The following is a 15074-nucleotide window of genomic DNA, read 5'->3' as shown; positions in this document are numbered from 1 at the left end:
ATGCCTGCCTGTTAGCGCCTTTCCCCTGCCCTTCGCAGGTTCAACTGCTCTCCGGATGCAGTGCCAGCCAGAGCTGACGATACGCCTCAACCATTTCGTCCAGTGATGCGCGATTCAGGCCGCTGGGATTCGGCAACACCCACACCTGCGTTTTCCCCATACAGATCGGCTGTTTTCCCCATTCGACTTTGCTCTGCTTAAAGGCGCGACGAAACGCATCTTTACCCAGAATCGCCAGCGCGGCGGGCTGGTAATCCAGCACCTTCTGCATCAGGCGTTTACCGCCGTCCCTCAGCTCATCAGGGGCTAACTCATTCGCCTGCACCGTGGGCCGCTCGACCAGCATCGTGATGCCGCAGCCGGTTTCTGTCAGGCGCAGCTCCTCTTCGGGTTTCAGCTGTTCCCGGGTGAATCCCGCCAGATGGATCACTTTCCAGAAACGATTACCAGGATGCGCAAAGTGGAACCCATGATGGGCCGTTGACTGGCCTGGATTAATACCGCAGAACAGCACATCAAGACCGGAACTGATGATGTCGCGGATAGCGTGTTCACTCATGCTGCGACCTCCAGCGTACGCTGCTTCAGCGCTGCACGACTGCGTTGCAGCATCAGGCTGGCCTGCTCCGCATCCGGACAGGCTCGCGCCAGCGCCAGCGCACCAATCATCTCTGCCATCATGCTTGAAGCCAGCGCATCCGCTTCTGCCCACCCCAGCTCACTCAGCAACTGCGTCAGACTGGCATGCATCGTATTGAAACCCTGGGCGAAGATCTGCCGCGTCGGTTGGGGAAGATGCGCCACTTCGCTCACCAGCGCTGCCAGCGGACAGCCCTGTGCCGGTGCATTACGATGCGCCTCGGATAGGTAGCTATCAATAAAGTCTGCCAGCTGCTGCGCTGGCTGAGTCACGGACTGAGCGGGCTTAACGATATCGGTTTCAGCAAACATATGCTTCAGCACCTCCTCAACCAGCTCCTCACGTGACGCAAAATGCGCATAAAAACCACCGTGTGTCAGCCCTGCCCGCTTCATCAGCGCCGCCACACCGATTCCTTCGGTGCCAGTTTCACGCATCACTCGTGCCGCCTCATCAAGGATACGCTGCCGCGTTTGTGCTTTGCTGCTCTGCTTCTCCATCTTATTTCCTTCGATTTCTGCCCGGTAGCGTCTGGCTATTATAGTAATTATTACGGTCATCATATTCCAGCTTGACGGCTGATATGATGGTCGTCATATTTGTAGCTATTATGACGATCATCATACGAGGAAGAAAAGATGTCACAATCAGGCACAGCATTAATCACCGGCGCATCCAGCGGTATCGGCGCGACTTATGCAAAACGACTGGCAGCACGCGGTTATGATCTGATCCTGGTCGCCCGTGATCAGGCGCGACTCACCACCCTGGCGGATGCACTGGCACAACAGCACGCTATCCGGGTGACAGTCATGAAGGCTGACTTAACGGAGGAGCAGAACCTGAAGCGCGTGGAGTCGGAGCTGGCAAACAACTCAGAGATTACACTGCTGCTGAACAACGCGGGCATGAGCGTGGAAGGCGAGTTTCTGGAGGCGGACATCACGCGCATCAACAGCATGCTGGTGTTAAATATTCTGGCCCCAACCCGTCTGGCACAGGCGGCTGGTCGGGCATTCAAAGCACGCGGTCACGGCATCATTATCAATATCGCCTCGGTGCTGTCGCTAATGCACGAAATGTTCAATGGTGCCTATAACGCCACCAGGTCTTATGTGCTGACTCTGACGCGCGGCATGCAGCGAGAACTCGCCGGGAGCGGCGTGCAGGTACAGGCCGTCTTACCCGGCGCGACGCGCACCGAAATCTTTGACCGTGCAGGTCAGTCAATTAATGAAATCCCGGCTGAGATGCTGATGGACGTTGATGAGATGGTCGACGCCGCGCTTGCCGGTCTCGACAGCAAAGAGGCGGTAACCATTCCGGCACTGGAAGATCTTCTGATGTGGCACGATTACGATCAGGCGCGTGGTGCAATGGTTCCTCACCTTTCACGGGACAAATCGGCATCCCGCTATCGTCAGAACTAAGCCAGCGTTAACTTATCGCGGCTGAAGTGCGGTTTCGTTCACGGCACGGAGAAGCATTGTCCGTGCCGTTTTGCGACTGCAGCTTCAGACGTTGCCAGATTTGTTATAGAAATCAGCAGCTAAATCGCTGCTGCTTATTTCAGCAACCAGTGGCGGAGTGCTGGATTGCCCTGAAGAGATACTTTATAATCCCCGCTCCGCTGGCCCCTTAGCTCAGTGGTTAGAGCAGGCGACTCATAATCGCTTGGTCGCTGGTTCAAACCCAGCAGGGGCCACCAAATTTTAAGGACTTACGTTAACAGCGTAGGTCCTTTTTGTTTTCCGCGAAACATGGGAGCAGCCTGGATTCAGATCCATGGCGCGCAATATATCAAAGGTGCTGCCAGGTTCATGCAGCCAGCTGATTATATTGTCAGACAGCAGTAAGCCCTTATGCGTGGGCCAGCGTGTGTATGAACTGGAGAAGGTGATTGAACGCGCCGTAATACTGCCCCGTGACACGGTACTGACTTTACAGCTTCCTGAATACAATTATCCGCTGCCGATGACACAGCCCATGAGCGTTGGCGTCAGGCATGAAACACATCTGATCCCTCATTTGAATGAAGAAGATGGGCGCAAACATAGAAGCGAGTTCTGCCACATATCTCTTCTGAGCCAGGCGCTGGCATGCCGCCAGTAATGCATCACGCACTGAGAGCCTTTTCATCTGAATGAAAAAACGGACAAGCCGGTTCTTACCGAAACGCTGCTTTGAAAATAAGATCTCTTATCGAGATTATTTATTTTGCCCGTTTTAACAGTACATCCTGAAACTCAACAACAGCGTCGCCCTGTTTTTCCAGCAACAACCTCGAAAAATAAGTCATCAAATGATGATAAAATAACTTTAAATAAGCCTGTGATAGAAAATAATTTGATCCTTTCCGTTTATGTGAATAGCATTACCTCCCATAACACGCACATAACATCGTTTGTTAATTATTAAATCATATGGCACCGCCCTTTCTGTTACCTCTCTACTTTATCGCTTAATGGCCAGGTTACTCATTACTGCATTTCAAAAAAACAAAACCTCCTATCAACAACAATCACCAAATGATGATAAATTTACTTATTACTAACCTGAACCATTAATAAACGAATATGTTAGCCTACCCATCCTGAAATAAATCCCACAAATCAGGGAAATCATTATTTGAAATCAATGTCTCATCTTAATGAGTAAAGATGCATTGCGCCTCACGTCTGTTATTCATACTGGCATTGCGTTCGAATTAATGAAACTAACCGAAGAGCCAAATCGGTATGTTTAGTTCGGCTCTTTACTTAAATCACTAAACAGAGAACTATTATGCGTAAATTACTGTTAAGCACAGCCGTTGTCGCCGCGATGGCTTCTGTCAGCTTTGCGGGTCAGGCTGCTGAATCCGCGACACTTGCAATCACCGGTACGATTACCCCAGCCACCTGTGATGTGTCGCTGAGTTCAGCAACTGTTGAATTCGGTAACATCGCCGCGTCTACGCTGACCACAGCTTATAATATCAAAGCGGGTAATGATGTGACCCTGAATGTGGATTGCGACGCTGCTGCCGCAACCGCAATCCAGACCACTGACAACCGCACAGCCAGCGCAATGACGCTGGCTGAGGTCGAAGAGCAGATGAAGTTCTCTTCTAGCTTCCTCAGCACCAACCTGTTTGGTCTGGGTACCGACAGTGCGCAGGGCAAAGTGGGTCTGATGGCTATAGGTATTACGGCTGCAACGGCTGATGGTACGGCTAACACCCATGTGCTAACCAGCACCGACAAGGCGACCTGGACCGCAACCACACTTTCAGCGACGAGCACTGCAGTTCTGGAAAAAAATGGCTATTTTGCTCTGGCTTCTGATGCTGACACAGCTGCACCCGTTGCACTGACCAAATCAACCTACACCCTTTCTCCACAAATCATTCTGAAGAACGCCAGCCTCTATCCGACTGGTGAAGAAGTACCCATCGACGGCAACGTAACTTTCTCCGTTGTTTATCTGTAATTTTTGATTATTTCAGCGAAGGCTATCGGGCCTTCGCTTATTAGAGCTTCGGATATGAATACATTGATCAAAGCATTCTCTCTCACCGTTCTGTTTTCATTAGCTGCCTCTGCGGTATACGCAGCCGGAATGAAACCCGAGGTACCGGTATTATTCCTCGACGATCAAAATCGTGAAGTCACCATCAATGTGCTGAATACCGATAACAGTACCGCACTGCTGCACAGTAGCCTGCAGACCATTCCTGAAGATCCGGAAAATAAGCTGATTATTACGCCACAACTGGTGCGTGTTGATGGTGGAAAAAAACAGCAGATCCGTGTGGTATTAAAAGATGGCGTGAAGCTTGATAAGCAAAAAATGCAGCGCATTGATTTTGTTTCTATCCCCCAGGATGATGGCAAGAAAAATCGCGCCCGTATTCTGATTGGCCAGAATATTCCGGTCATTATTTCTCCCGCTGATCTGCCTTTAAATACTTCTCCCTGGACTGGTCTGACTTTCCATCGCACAGGTTCATCCCTGAGCGTTGAGAACCCTACGCCTTATATTGTCAGACTGACCAAACTGGTGGACCTGCTGCCCGGTAAGCAGTCGGTTGAGCTGAAAAACACCTACATTCTGCCCGGCGAGAAATTTACTGTGGCCCTGCCTGCAAGTGCAGCAGACAACGTGACATCAGTTCGTCTCCACCCTGTTACCCGGTACGGAATATTGACCACGCCGTTCGATGCGAAGTTATAAGTACGACTGCTGTCAGCCATGAAACCATTTTTACTATTCGGCCTTTTTATCACTTCAGCCAATGCGCTGGCGGCAAACGGTTATGACCAGGAGATGCTGAAAGCACTCGGCTACGACGCCAGTGCCGCAGAACTGCTTGATGCAGGCACGCATTTTCTTCCGGGCGAACAACCCGTCAATATTGTCGTTAATGATCAGAGTAAAGGCGTACATATCCTGACGTTCGATCAGGCTGGCAATCCCTGCTGGTCAGTCGAACTGTTGCAAACGCTGGGTGTTAATCCTGAACGCTTTCGTCGCGTGAATCACGCTGCCTGTCTGCAACTGTCGATAGAAAGCCCGATCCTGATGGAACAACAGGTCGATCGCAGCAGCCTTTTGCTCAGGGTTCCGGCCAGCGATCTGTTAAATGAACAGCACTATTCCAGCGGGGGTAACGCCCTGATTGTTAACTACGATGGCCGACGCTATCAGTATCAGACGCGCGCCGGAGAGAACCACGACTCCCAGACGCTGACCTCTGAGATCGGTGCCAACATCAATAACTGGATTTTCCGCAGCGGGCAGAGTTACGCCAGCCAGGATGAAAAGCATCAGCTGACCCGGCTCTACAGCTATGGCCAGCGTTCCGTTCCCGGCTGGGCTTCGGTGATACAGATTGGTGAGATCACCGCGGGTGATTCATTGTTCTCAGGTATCAATCTGCTGGGCGCACAAATGGTGCCGGAGCGCGGGTTACAGAATGGCGGAAACGGTGGTGTTTCGCTGGATCTGCTGGTGTCACAAGCGGGTAACGCTGAAGTCTGGCAGGCTGGCATTTTGCTGAAGACCTTTCAGGTCAAAGCCGGTATGAATACACTCGCGGACATCCCAGCCATCAATCAGTCAGACGATTTTGAGATCATCAGCCACGATCAGTCCGGCAATCGTCAGCAACAGACTATTCCCTACATTCAGGCGAAAGCCAATCTTACACTGGCAGATGCCGGAACCTCTCTGGCTGTTGGACGATTGCGTTTAACCGATGAGCAGTTCCCTCTGGTGGTCGGTTCCACCAGTGTTTATCAGAATCACTTTATGGCGGTAATGGCGGGCGGACTGGTTAGCGAGAATTATCAGGCCGCTTCCTGGCGCACCACGCTGCGGCTTACCGAACGTCTGATGGTCTCTGTGACACAGACCGCATCGCGCGCGCAGGATGCGGCGGAGAGTGAAGATAAAAAACAGGGATTAAATCATCAGATCAGCGTCAGCGCAGGCGTGACGCCCCGTTTGTCAGTGACCTCTTCTGCTGGCTTTCGCAGCCGGGACTATATGGACCCGGGCAGTTCATGGAGTTCAAAAAAAACCAGTGAGCAGAATGGCCAGACCAAATCTCAATATGCTGTCGGGCTGAGCTACAGTCAGCCGCAGCTTGGCGTGCTCTCATTTTCCGGCAGCCTGTCGCAGAACTGGCAGGGATCAGAAAACGTAGGCTATATCTTCAGCTGGGGCCGCGCCTTCGGGAAAGTGAACGTTAACCTCGGCATCCAGAAAAACCGGCTGACGCTGGATCAGCGTCGTACCGATGACCGTTACGTTTACCTCAACCTCTCTGTTCCACTGGGTAACAGCAGCAGCATGCGCAGTTGGGTCAGCGAGACTCATCATAAAACCCGGGCGGGAATCGGCTTTGACAGTACCCTGAATGACAAATTTGCCTGGAGCCTGTCGGGAGAGAAAAGTCAGCAGGAAGATGCGTCGATTGCCGGTTCCGCGACCTGGACCACCAAATATAGCCAGTTCAGCGGTGGCGCGTCACGCACTGAAAACACCACCAGCTATAACCTGGGTGCGCGCGGCGGTGCCGTCTTGCACGGCGAGGGGCTGACCTTTACGCCCCATAAAGTAGGCGATACTTTTGGCATTATTTCACTCCACAGTCCGCAGTCGGATGTGAAGATTCGCACCCCTGGCGGCACGGTGTGGAGCGATCGCAGCGGCCATGCCATCGCCTCATGGACCCCGTGGCAGAAGAATACGGTGCAGATTGAAAACCAGAGCCTGCCAAAAAACGTTCAGATTATTAGCGGCATTGCCGACATCACGCCTTACCGCGGTGCAGTGGTGCCGGTTATTCTGCCAGCCTTCACCGTACGCCGTGCACTGGTGAGCTTCCCGGCTAATGAAGGCCCGACGCCGGGCGCACCGGTAAAAAATGGCAAAGGAACGCTGATCGCTTTTGTTAATGAAGATGGCACGCTGTTTTTCGACGACCTGCCGGACGAGCCGCTGTTTAGCCTGCGCCACAATGGCTCCCAATGTGAACTGAAACTTACCACGCCCTGGTATGACGAGCCTGGCACCCTTTATGCTTCACTTTCTGCGAGATGCGTCCTATGAAACAGCAATCCATTCTGTCACTGCTGCTGGCTATCAGCGGCCTTTTTACTGCCACAATCCTTCATGCAGAATGCGAGGTTCAGCTCAGTGAGCCTCACATAAATTATGGCGAAATGACTCGCGGCGAATTGCTCTCACGTCCCGGAAATGCACTTTCCGCCGCAGAGCTGCGCATGGGTGACGAACGTGAATCAGAGATCACCGTTATCTGTGACCGTCCGACACCGCTGACTCTGACATTTACCGGACCGCCTAAAGATAACCAGAACTATCAATTTGGTGAGCAGGGTCGGGCAACGCTGACCTTACATAATGTAACGATTGACGATCGCCCGGTAATGATCGAAAGCGCAGGAAATGAGGCTGCGAAAATGGCGTTTACGGCCAGCAATCCGATGCGGTTCCGGAAAGAGGGCCAGATTGTCTCGGGCAGTACTTTACGTGCGAAGGTGACGATTGCGACATGGCTGCCCTCCAGCGCCACCCGCGTTAGCGATCGTCAGCACTGGCAGCTGAACGGCAGCTTTCTGGTCAGCAGCGACGGATAATCTTCCCGCCCACAATCCCCACCCCACCCTATTCCCCCGCGCAGGCCCCATGCTATCTTGTGGTTTTGATTTTTTCAGTGGGCAAAACAGATGACAAAGTTGCGGGTAGGGATCGTATTTGGCGGCAAATCGGCTGAGCATGAGGTGTCGTTGCAGTCGGCCAAAAATATCCTTGAGGCGATCGACAAAACCAGGTTTGACGTGGTGTTGCTGGGCATCGACAAACAGGGACACTGGCGTCTGCATGATGCGTCGAACTTCTTACTGAACGCTGAAAATCCGGCGCTGATCGCGCTGAATCACGCCGCTGAAGATGTGGCACTGGTGCCGGGTAACACGCAGCAGCAAATCATCACCCGCCACAACGCCCATCCGCTGTCGCAGATCGACGTTATCTTCCCTATCGTGCACGGTACGCTGGGTGAAGATGGTTCCCTGCAGGGTCTGCTGCGCATGGCCTCGCTACCCTTCGTCGGTTCCGACGTGCTGGGTTCTGCAGTCAGCATGGATAAGGATTTCACCAAACGTCTGTTACGCGATGCTGGTCTTAACGTCGCGCCATGGCTGAGCGTCACTCAGGCACAACGTGCCCACCTGGACGCCGAAGCCGTGATAGCCCGCTTTGGCCTGCCGCTGTTTATCAAACCTGCCAACCAGGGTTCATCAGTTGGCGTCAGCAAAGTGGATAGCATTGAAGAATTTGATGCTGCGCTGACACTGGCCTTCTCCTTTGACCGCAAAGTGCTGATTGAGCAGGGTATCAAAGGCCGGGAGATTGAGTGCGCAGTGCTCGGCAACGATGCGCCCGAAGCCAGTCCCTGCGGCGAAGTGGTGGTGCATGACGCCTTCTACTCTTATGACACCAAATATATCTCTGAAAGCGGTGCACAGACGGTAGTGCCGGCAGCCATTGCAGCGGAAACCAGCGATGCAATCCGTGACGTCGCTATCAAAGCCTTCTCCGCGCTGGAGTGCTTTGGCATGGCGCGCGTCGATGTGTTCCTGACCGATGACGGCAAGATTATCGTCAATGAAGTGAATACTCTGCCCGGCTTCACCAATATCAGCATGTACCCGAAGCTGTGGCAGGCGGCCGGACTCAGTTATCAGGGTTTGATCAGCCGTCTGATCGACCTGGCGATTGAACGCCATCAGCAGGCCAGCACCCTGAAAAGCAGCGTCAGCTGACCGAACCCGGTGACGTGGTGTTATGCCACGTCGCTGGTAATCGTGCGGTAGTTAACCGGCGAAGTCTGATTACGGCCATTGCGCTTCGACAGATAGAGATTTTTATCCGCCGCAGAGATTAGCCGGTTGATCACGCGATGCCATTCCGTCACCTCATCGGCACTGCCATGGGCCAGCCCCAGGCTGACGGTCACCGTAGCCGTGCTACCCTGCAACCAGAACTTCTCTTTCGCCATCTTCTGCCGAATCGCCTCCGCCAGAAAATAGAGCTTTTCCGCGTTCTGGTCGAACAGCACCACCACAAACTCCTCTCCGCCAAAGCGACAGATGCGCCCCGCTTTACCCACCACCCGCTGCATCCGGCGGGCGATCTCTTCCAGAACGCTATCACCTGCATCGTGACCAAAATTGTCATTAATGGCTTTGAAGTAATCGACATCCAGCAGGATCACGCCCACTTTACGATCCGGGAAAATCGGCTCAGCACGCAGGCTTTCATATAAACCGGAACGTGACAGCAGGCGGGTCAGGAAATCATAATTCGCGCGCAATGCCAGACGCTGATTAAGCTGGCGGATTGCATCCATACTTGCGGCCACGATCAGCGGACTGATCGCGATGGTCGCCACGCCCAGCCGCGCAGAGGTCAGATGGCTAAGCGGCAGCAGATTGTCATCGCCCTGAATGTTCATCACACCATGAGAAACCAGAATGATTTCGGTAATGCCGGTCAGCAGGATCACCAGGCTGGTCAGCGGCATCGGCAACACAATGGCGCACCAGACCAGCGCCGGAACCGGCAGCGTCAGGCTGCCCGCGCCGCCCATCATCGCACCGATCATCAGCGAAACCACCACGGCGATGACCGGTGCCAGCTTGCGGATTTGCAGAAACTGGCGGGGCGACAGTGACGACCAGTCACGCGTCAGCAAAAAGGGCAGCAGCATCAGCCCGGTTGAGAACTGCTCGCTGAACCAGTCACCCCATGCTACCGCCAGTCTGGAATCAAAATCAGCCTGCTGTGCCAGCGCTCCCCAGCTGGCACAGGCTAGCGCAGCCAGCAGACAGGCAGGAAAAATACGCAGCACACTGGTAATACGCTCGCTGCCGGAGTCGTGCTGAAGATGCTTTACCAGCAGCGTGGCGGCCACCAGCACAAACAGAAGATTTGCCAGGTTGAGGGTAAATGCAGAGAGTGCCCAGCCGGAAAATACGGTGTCGTTAAACACCATTGCGGCAAAGATGGCCAGATAAGAGCGGGTCTGATGCAGAAAAGGATTACGGACGATAACGCCAGTGACGATCGCGTTGACTGGCCAGAACAGAGACAGCTCCTGAGGGAAACGGAGGTGTCCGCCGATAAAGCAAAACAGCAGCGTGATCAAAAACAGCAAAAATGCGTTCGTCTTAGCGTTGTGCTCTTCAAACAGCTGTATGCGCATACATCCGGACCTTGTCGCAGAGAGGCTGGCTGTCCACGCCAGCCTGAACAGGCGCGTGGTGTCAGAATGATTAAATCCTGCATACCCTCAATGTCATCCGGCGATAAAACCTCATTTCACGGGCTGATTCAGGAAAGTTATCCTGCAGAGGCTAAACCCATCAGATGACAGCAGAAATTGGGAACTTATTATGCCTCGCAAATAAAAAAATCGGATATCCGAGATATCCGATTCTTGCCTTTTAAACGACTTTACCGTTGCGCTAAGCGCTATTTTACCGCAACCGGCCACTGACTCAGGCGAATGCCGCGTTTATCGGCGTTATCACCAAAATCTTTCAGCACCGCTTTAACGTCCGGATCGATATATTCCGCATTGTCGTTATCCACGATGACCACGCTGTTCTCCGGAATCTCGTCCAGCAATCCCTGCAACTTTGGATTGTGCATAAAGGTCAGGTTCTGCTGGAAACGCAGCACGTAATGGTCATCATAGCGGGTAAGCTGCAGTGCGTTGCGATGGCTCTTATAGATGCTGTAGAGGATTTGCGTGGCGATGCCGATGCCAATACCAACCAGCATACCCAGCGTGATAATCCCGACGATGGTGGCCAGAAACGGCACGTACTGCTGTGCCCCCATCCGGAACTGCTCAACAAAGAGTTTGGGTGTCGCCAGCTTATAGCCCGTATAGAGCAGCACGGCAGCCAGGCTGGCCAGCGGAATGGCATTCAGCATCTCGCTGAACCACATGCCGCAAATCAGCAGCAGCACGCCGTGGATGAAGATTGAGAGCTTCGTCTGCGCGCCTGCACTGACGTTAACCGAGCTACGCACAATCACTGCCGTGATCGGCATCGCCCCAAAAAAACCGGCCGCCAGGTTACCGATACCCTGCGCGAACATCTCTTTGTTGGGCGACGGCGCGGGCGTCTGAGGGCGCAATTTTTTCAGCGCCTCCTGACTCAGCAGCGTTTCCAGACTGGCAACCAGTGCTAAAGTCACCGCCACTACCCAGACCTGTGGATTCTGCCAGGCCATCCAGTCGGGCGTTTCCAGTTCAGCCACCAGTGCGGAAACGCTGTCAAATGCAGGCAACGAAATGCGCGCCAGCCCCTGCGTCATTTCAGGGAAGAGCCGCCCTCCTGCTACCGTCGCCAGACAGCCGATCAGCACCGCAATCAGCGGGCCAGGGATCCAGGCCAGCGCTTTGATCCGTTTTACTGGCGCGGTCGTCCAGAGACAGAGAATGGCCAGGCCGACACCCGCCACCAGGATTGCGGGCAGCGAGAAGGTCATCTGGCCGGTCACCAGGGACACCAGCTCCGCATCGCCAGCGGCACCCAGCGCTACCGGAATCTGCTGCATAATCAGCAGCAGGCCAATCGCCGCCAGCATTCCTTTTATTACGCTACCTGGCACCAGCGAAATAAACCGCCCGGCGCGCAGCAGGCCGAACAGGCATTGCAGTGCCCCAGCGATAATCAGCGCAGTGAGAAAAGCAGAGAAGCTGCCCAATGATGCCATTGAGGCGACAACGATGGTGACGAGTCCCGCCGCCGGCCCACTCACAGCAAACCGGGATGGGCTTAGCGACGTCACCACCAGACCGCCAATCACACCGGTCAGCAGACCGGCAAACGGAGGTAATCCGCTGGCCTGTGCGATGCCAAGGCAGAGCGGCAAGGCGACCAGGAAAACCACCAGACCCGCAGGAATATCGCGACGCAGGGTATCGAGGTTCATAATGAAGGCTCCTCTGCAGATTGATGAATCAGCTCTTTGAGATGGCCGGAGCGCAGGTCATAAACGCAACCAAACACCTCCAGTTCCTGGCCCGATTGCCAGATTTGCCTGACCGGTTCAGATTTCACCAGCCGGGCGAATTGCGCCTTAACATTGGCCTCAACCAGCCGATCGAGCTGTTCACCCGGCGGCGCGTCTGAGAGGGAATTTTCTGTCAGACCCGCCTGTATATCATCACGCAGGGTCTGAATGCGTCTCGCCAGCGCGCTCACCTGCCCGTCCAGCACGCTGCCCGGCAGATTTTGCGCGGCTTCTACACCGCCGCAGCCATAGTGACCGCTTAATACAATGCGTTTAACGCCGAGAAAGAAGAGTGCGTATTGCAGTACGCTCAGTAAATTGTCATCGTCCTCAATCACCATGTTGGCGATATTGCGATGCACAAAGAGTTCGCCAGGATGGGAGCCGGTTAAGACTTCTGCCGGAACGCGACTATCAGAACAGCCAATCCAGAGTGAGTGCGGCTTTTGCTGATGAAGAAATTTATTAAAATAATCCGGATTACGCTGGCGGCGCTGTAAGGCCCAACTGCGATTTTTCGCTAATAAGGGTTTAAGTGTCGTCACAATCATCTTCTCTCTACTACCGGGATGTCGCATCCTGGCTAACCACAAAGTGTATCGGCTCACAAATAAAGCGTGAGCCGCCAGGTTAATAAGAACTGAGTCACAGAAAAAGGTTATAGACGTTAACCAATTTCAATGCACGCGTAATATTTCACAGCGATTTAACAACGCCGTTATTGTCAGCCAACAGTCAGTAAAGGTCAGGGTTAAGTAAATTTAATTCAGCAACAGAAATGAGGACAAATAAATAAACCGCCTTATTATTCCATTAAAATCAATAATCTAAAATAAAAAGGAAAATAAACCAAAATTAACGCTGACAAATAAATACAATTAATAAATGAGGGGATATTTACTGCCATACCAACCGGCGGGCCTTTTACCAGGAATACTCTTAATTAAAAAATTAACCATTAGCACAATCCACCGGCTTAATTGCTGACAGCCAGTTAAATATGCCTGTAATACGAGAGGAATGAAGCAAGAGATGATTAAATTGATTTGCAGCAGAATAGTGACGGCAGTAAGTAAATCAGGACCATTTCTGAACAGAGCCTGAACGAGCAGGCTCTTTTTCTTGACGAATTATTTACCGTTCCAGCTTTGCAGCCGTGATTCCCGCACCGACAACTGCTGTTCCGGTGTCAGTTTATTGTAGTTTTCCGCCATTCCGCTCTCCCAGTCGCCGTAGAGCGGATTCGGCAGCACGATGAACTGCGTACCAAACTGCTGGTGATTAAGATTCACAAAATCGCGACGCGTCTGATTACCCTTATGCCAGGTCGAGCCACCGAAATCGTTGAGGTTGTCGCCGACATAAAGCACCACGTTGTAGCCCGCGTTTTTGATGGCATCGAAACGCGCCTGCTTGTTGGAGCTGTCGGTATTCAGACGTACCGTTTTATCGCTGACGTCAGGGAAGCCGAGCTGCTGCATATTGGCAACCGTGGCGGCGTAATCTTTCTGATCGCGGTTCGACACATAGAACAGCGTGCCGCCGTTCTGCGTGACGTGACGTGCGAACTCTACTGCACCCGGCACTGCTTTCGCCTGACGCGCCTGCGTCCAGGCTGACCAGGTTTTACTGCTGAACGGCTGGCCGTTCTTCGCCTGCCATGCACTGTAGGCGCTGTTATCCAGCATGGTTTCATCCAGATCGACAATCACCGCTTTAGGTTTGCCGGTCAGCGAGGGTGCCTGATCATACGCCATACGCGCGGTGTTAAACGCCTGCCAGGTCAGCGCCTGATATTCGCCTGACTGCTGGAACCAGTTCAGCGCCAGTACCGATTGCTGGCCAAGTTGCTGTTGCGCAGTCTGATGTGACGACGAGGCGCAGCCGGTCAGCAGCAGCGCGACCAGTCCGGATGCAGCGAGTTTTACGGAGGTATTCATCATTTCATCCTTAAGGTGATAAAGGTCTGAGGAGAAGCTTCAAAAATGTAGCAGTTAACGTAAGCTGTGGGCAGCCCAACGCACGCTGTTATAACAGGAGATTCTTATGGCCGTGATTCCGCGCTCGCCGTTGCTCGATTCGCTGGAGTGGCTCGATTATGCGTTTCAGCCCGCCGGTGAGCCGCCTCCCGCCGATGCCGCCTGGGGACATCAGCGCCACAGCGCGATCGTGGTCACCGACATTGAGAACATCCCGCCGAAAAGCTGCGAATCGGATGGCGTGATCGGCAGCGGGACGCGTCCGGTGGCGGTCTACACCGCTGACTGCCTGCCAGTGTTGTTCGCCGACCGCAATAAGCGAATCGTGGCGGCAGTTCATGCGGGACTCAAAGGGACACTGGCGGGCGTGCTGACCCGTGCCGTGGAAAAACTGGGCGAGCAGGGCTGTAAGCCGCAGGATCTGGTGGTGGCCATCGGTCCGGCAATGGGGCCCTGCTGCTATGAACTGGCCGAACCGCAACTGGGGGAGATAGCGCAGAACCCGGCGTTTGCCCGCGGGCTGCGCTGGCACCGCAAGCAGCCAGTTAACCCGCTGGCGCAGCGTACTCAGGCCTCTGCCCACCAGCAGGGCGTCTGGTTCGATTTGCCTGCGCTGGCGACGCAGTTGCTGGTGAACGCGGGTGTGCCGGCCGCACAGATCGATAACGTGAAAGTCTGTACCTACTGCATGGCTGAGAGCGGATCAAGCTACCGCTTTAATACTCACCATGGCAGCGGCTATCGCTCACGCTATTCGTGGATCCGACGGCGTTAAGCGTTTCAGAGCCAGAAACATGAAAGGACAAGGATAGGATAGTTGTGCTGCGTAAGGCACAACCTCCCTGCTCCCGCTC

14 protein-coding genes and 1 tRNA gene are annotated in these 15074 nt (G+C 53.7%); 9 read left to right on the top strand and 6 right to left on the bottom strand.

Annotated features, from left to right (window positions below; all coding sequences use genetic code 11):
• Nucleotides 1–40: 40 nt before the first annotated feature.
• Nucleotides 41–559, bottom strand: a complete 519-nt coding sequence (gene mug / locus F3I44_RS05200; protein WP_150014800.1) for a G/U mismatch-specific DNA glycosylase — start codon at nt 557–559, stop codon at nt 41–43.
• Nucleotides 556–1140: a TetR/AcrR family transcriptional regulator gene (locus tag F3I44_RS05195; RefSeq protein WP_150014802.1), complete on the bottom strand. Its 585-nt coding sequence runs from the start codon at nt 1138–1140 to the stop codon at nt 556–558. Before F3I44_RS05195 ends, mug begins: the two co-directional genes overlap by 4 nt.
• Nucleotides 1141–1278: 138 nt before the next feature.
• Here F3I44_RS05195 and F3I44_RS05190 point away from each other — a divergent pair, with 138 nt between their 5' ends.
• From F3I44_RS05190 to ddlA, 8 genes are all read left to right on the top strand, one after another.
• Nucleotides 1279–2070 carry an SDR family oxidoreductase gene (locus F3I44_RS05190; protein ID WP_150014804.1) on the top strand — a complete coding sequence of 264 codons (792 nt, stop codon included), beginning with the start codon at nt 1279–1281 and terminating at the stop codon, nt 2068–2070.
• Nucleotides 2071–2272: 202 nt separating this feature from the next.
• Nucleotides 2273–2348: transfer RNA gene (locus tag F3I44_RS05185), tRNA-Ile, on the top strand.
• A 77-nt stretch (nt 2349–2425) separates the two neighbouring features.
• Complete coding sequence (locus F3I44_RS05180; RefSeq protein WP_150013493.1) at nt 2426–2752, top strand: hypothetical protein; 327 nt, start codon at nt 2426–2428, stop codon at nt 2750–2752.
• 672 nt (nt 2753–3424) lie between these two features.
• Nucleotides 3425–4111 carry a DUF1120 domain-containing protein gene (locus F3I44_RS05175; protein WP_150013495.1) on the top strand — a complete coding sequence of 229 codons (687 nt, stop codon included), beginning with the start codon at nt 3425–3427 and terminating at the stop codon, nt 4109–4111.
• 3 nt (nt 4112–4114) lie between these two features.
• Nucleotides 4115–4855 (top strand): fimbria/pilus chaperone family protein, encoded by a 741-nt coding sequence (locus F3I44_RS05170; protein WP_150013497.1) that lies wholly within the window; start codon nt 4115–4117, stop codon nt 4853–4855.
• An 18-nt stretch (nt 4856–4873) separates the two neighbouring features.
• Nucleotides 4874–7237, top strand: a complete 2364-nt coding sequence (locus tag F3I44_RS05165; RefSeq protein WP_150013499.1) for a fimbria/pilus outer membrane usher protein — start codon at nt 4874–4876, stop codon at nt 7235–7237.
• A complete protein-coding gene (locus F3I44_RS05160) occupies nt 7234–7785 on the top strand; it encodes a hypothetical protein (protein WP_150013501.1) in 552 nt (183 codons plus the stop codon). The genes F3I44_RS05165 and F3I44_RS05160 overlap by 4 nt, the downstream gene beginning before the upstream one ends.
• Before the next feature lie 90 nt (nt 7786–7875).
• The gene (gene ddlA, locus F3I44_RS05155; RefSeq protein WP_150013503.1) at nt 7876–8973 is read left to right on the top strand and encodes a D-alanine--D-alanine ligase; all 1098 of its coding nucleotides are present in this window, start codon (nt 7876–7878) and stop codon (nt 8971–8973) included.
• A 20-nt stretch (nt 8974–8993) separates the two neighbouring features.
• Here ddlA and F3I44_RS05150 read toward each other — a convergent pair whose 3' ends face one another.
• The 4 genes from F3I44_RS05150 to F3I44_RS05135 form a co-directional block, all read right to left on the bottom strand.
• Nucleotides 8994–10415, bottom strand: a complete 1422-nt coding sequence (locus tag F3I44_RS05150) for a GGDEF domain-containing protein (protein ID WP_150013505.1) — start codon at nt 10413–10415, stop codon at nt 8994–8996.
• Nucleotides 10416–10684: 269 nt separating this feature from the next.
• On the bottom strand, nt 10685–12160 hold the full coding sequence (locus F3I44_RS05145) for a SulP family inorganic anion transporter (protein ID WP_150013507.1): 1476 nt from the start codon (nt 12158–12160) through the stop codon (nt 10685–10687).
• A complete protein-coding gene (locus F3I44_RS05140; RefSeq protein ID WP_150013509.1) occupies nt 12157–12792 on the bottom strand; it encodes a carbonic anhydrase in 636 nt (211 codons plus the stop codon). The genes F3I44_RS05145 and F3I44_RS05140 overlap by 4 nt, the downstream gene beginning before the upstream one ends.
• Before the next feature lie 579 nt (nt 12793–13371).
• Nucleotides 13372–14181 (bottom strand): 5'-nucleotidase, lipoprotein e(P4) family, encoded by an 810-nt coding sequence (locus F3I44_RS05135; RefSeq protein ID WP_150013627.1) that lies wholly within the window; start codon nt 14179–14181, stop codon nt 13372–13374.
• A 106-nt stretch (nt 14182–14287) separates the two neighbouring features.
• On the opposite strand from F3I44_RS05135, the gene F3I44_RS05130 reads away from it, so the two are divergent.
• Nucleotides 14288–14995, top strand: coding sequence for a polyphenol oxidase family protein (locus F3I44_RS05130; RefSeq protein WP_150013511.1), 708 nt, complete (start codon nt 14288–14290; stop codon nt 14993–14995).
• Nucleotides 14996–15074: the final 79 nt, after the last annotated feature.

The organism is Pantoea sp. F_5 (assembly GCF_008631595.1).
Lineage (GTDB): Bacteria > Pseudomonadota > Gammaproteobacteria > Enterobacterales > Enterobacteriaceae > Pantoea > Pantoea gossypiicola.
Note: the sequence above shows the minus strand (reverse complement) of the source record. Positions and strands in the feature narration are given on the sequence as shown.

Bases quoted from the DNA above. Each gene is read 5' to 3' on its own strand.
- mug (WP_150014800.1), bottom strand. From the start codon at position 559: ATGAGTGAACACGCTATCCGCGACATCATCAGTTCCGGTCTTGATGTG.
- F3I44_RS05195 (WP_150014802.1), bottom strand. From the start codon at position 1,140: ATGGAGAAGCAGAGCAGCAAAGCACAAACGCGGCAGCGTATCCTTGAT.
- F3I44_RS05190 (WP_150014804.1), top strand. From the start codon at position 1,279: ATGTCACAATCAGGCACAGCATTAATCACCGGCGCATCCAGCGGTATC.
- F3I44_RS05180 (WP_150013493.1), top strand. From the start codon at position 2,426: ATGGCGCGCAATATATCAAAGGTGCTGCCAGGTTCATGCAGCCAGCTG.
- F3I44_RS05175 (WP_150013495.1), top strand. From the start codon at position 3,425: ATGCGTAAATTACTGTTAAGCACAGCCGTTGTCGCCGCGATGGCTTCT.
- F3I44_RS05165 (WP_150013499.1), top strand. From the start codon at position 4,874: ATGAAACCATTTTTACTATTCGGCCTTTTTATCACTTCAGCCAATGCG.
- F3I44_RS05160 (WP_150013501.1), top strand. From the start codon at position 7,234: ATGAAACAGCAATCCATTCTGTCACTGCTGCTGGCTATCAGCGGCCTT.
- ddlA (WP_150013503.1), top strand. From the start codon at position 7,876: ATGACAAAGTTGCGGGTAGGGATCGTATTTGGCGGCAAATCGGCTGAG.
- F3I44_RS05150 (WP_150013505.1), bottom strand. From the start codon at position 10,415: ATGCGCATACAGCTGTTTGAAGAGCACAACGCTAAGACGAACGCATTT.
- F3I44_RS05145 (WP_150013507.1), bottom strand. From the start codon at position 12,160: ATGAACCTCGATACCCTGCGTCGCGATATTCCTGCGGGTCTGGTGGTT.
- F3I44_RS05140 (WP_150013509.1), bottom strand. From the start codon at position 12,792: ATGATTGTGACGACACTTAAACCCTTATTAGCGAAAAATCGCAGTTGG.
- F3I44_RS05135 (WP_150013627.1), bottom strand. From the start codon at position 14,181: ATGAATACCTCCGTAAAACTCGCTGCATCCGGACTGGTCGCGCTGCTG.
- F3I44_RS05130 (WP_150013511.1), top strand. From the start codon at position 14,288: ATGGCCGTGATTCCGCGCTCGCCGTTGCTCGATTCGCTGGAGTGGCTC.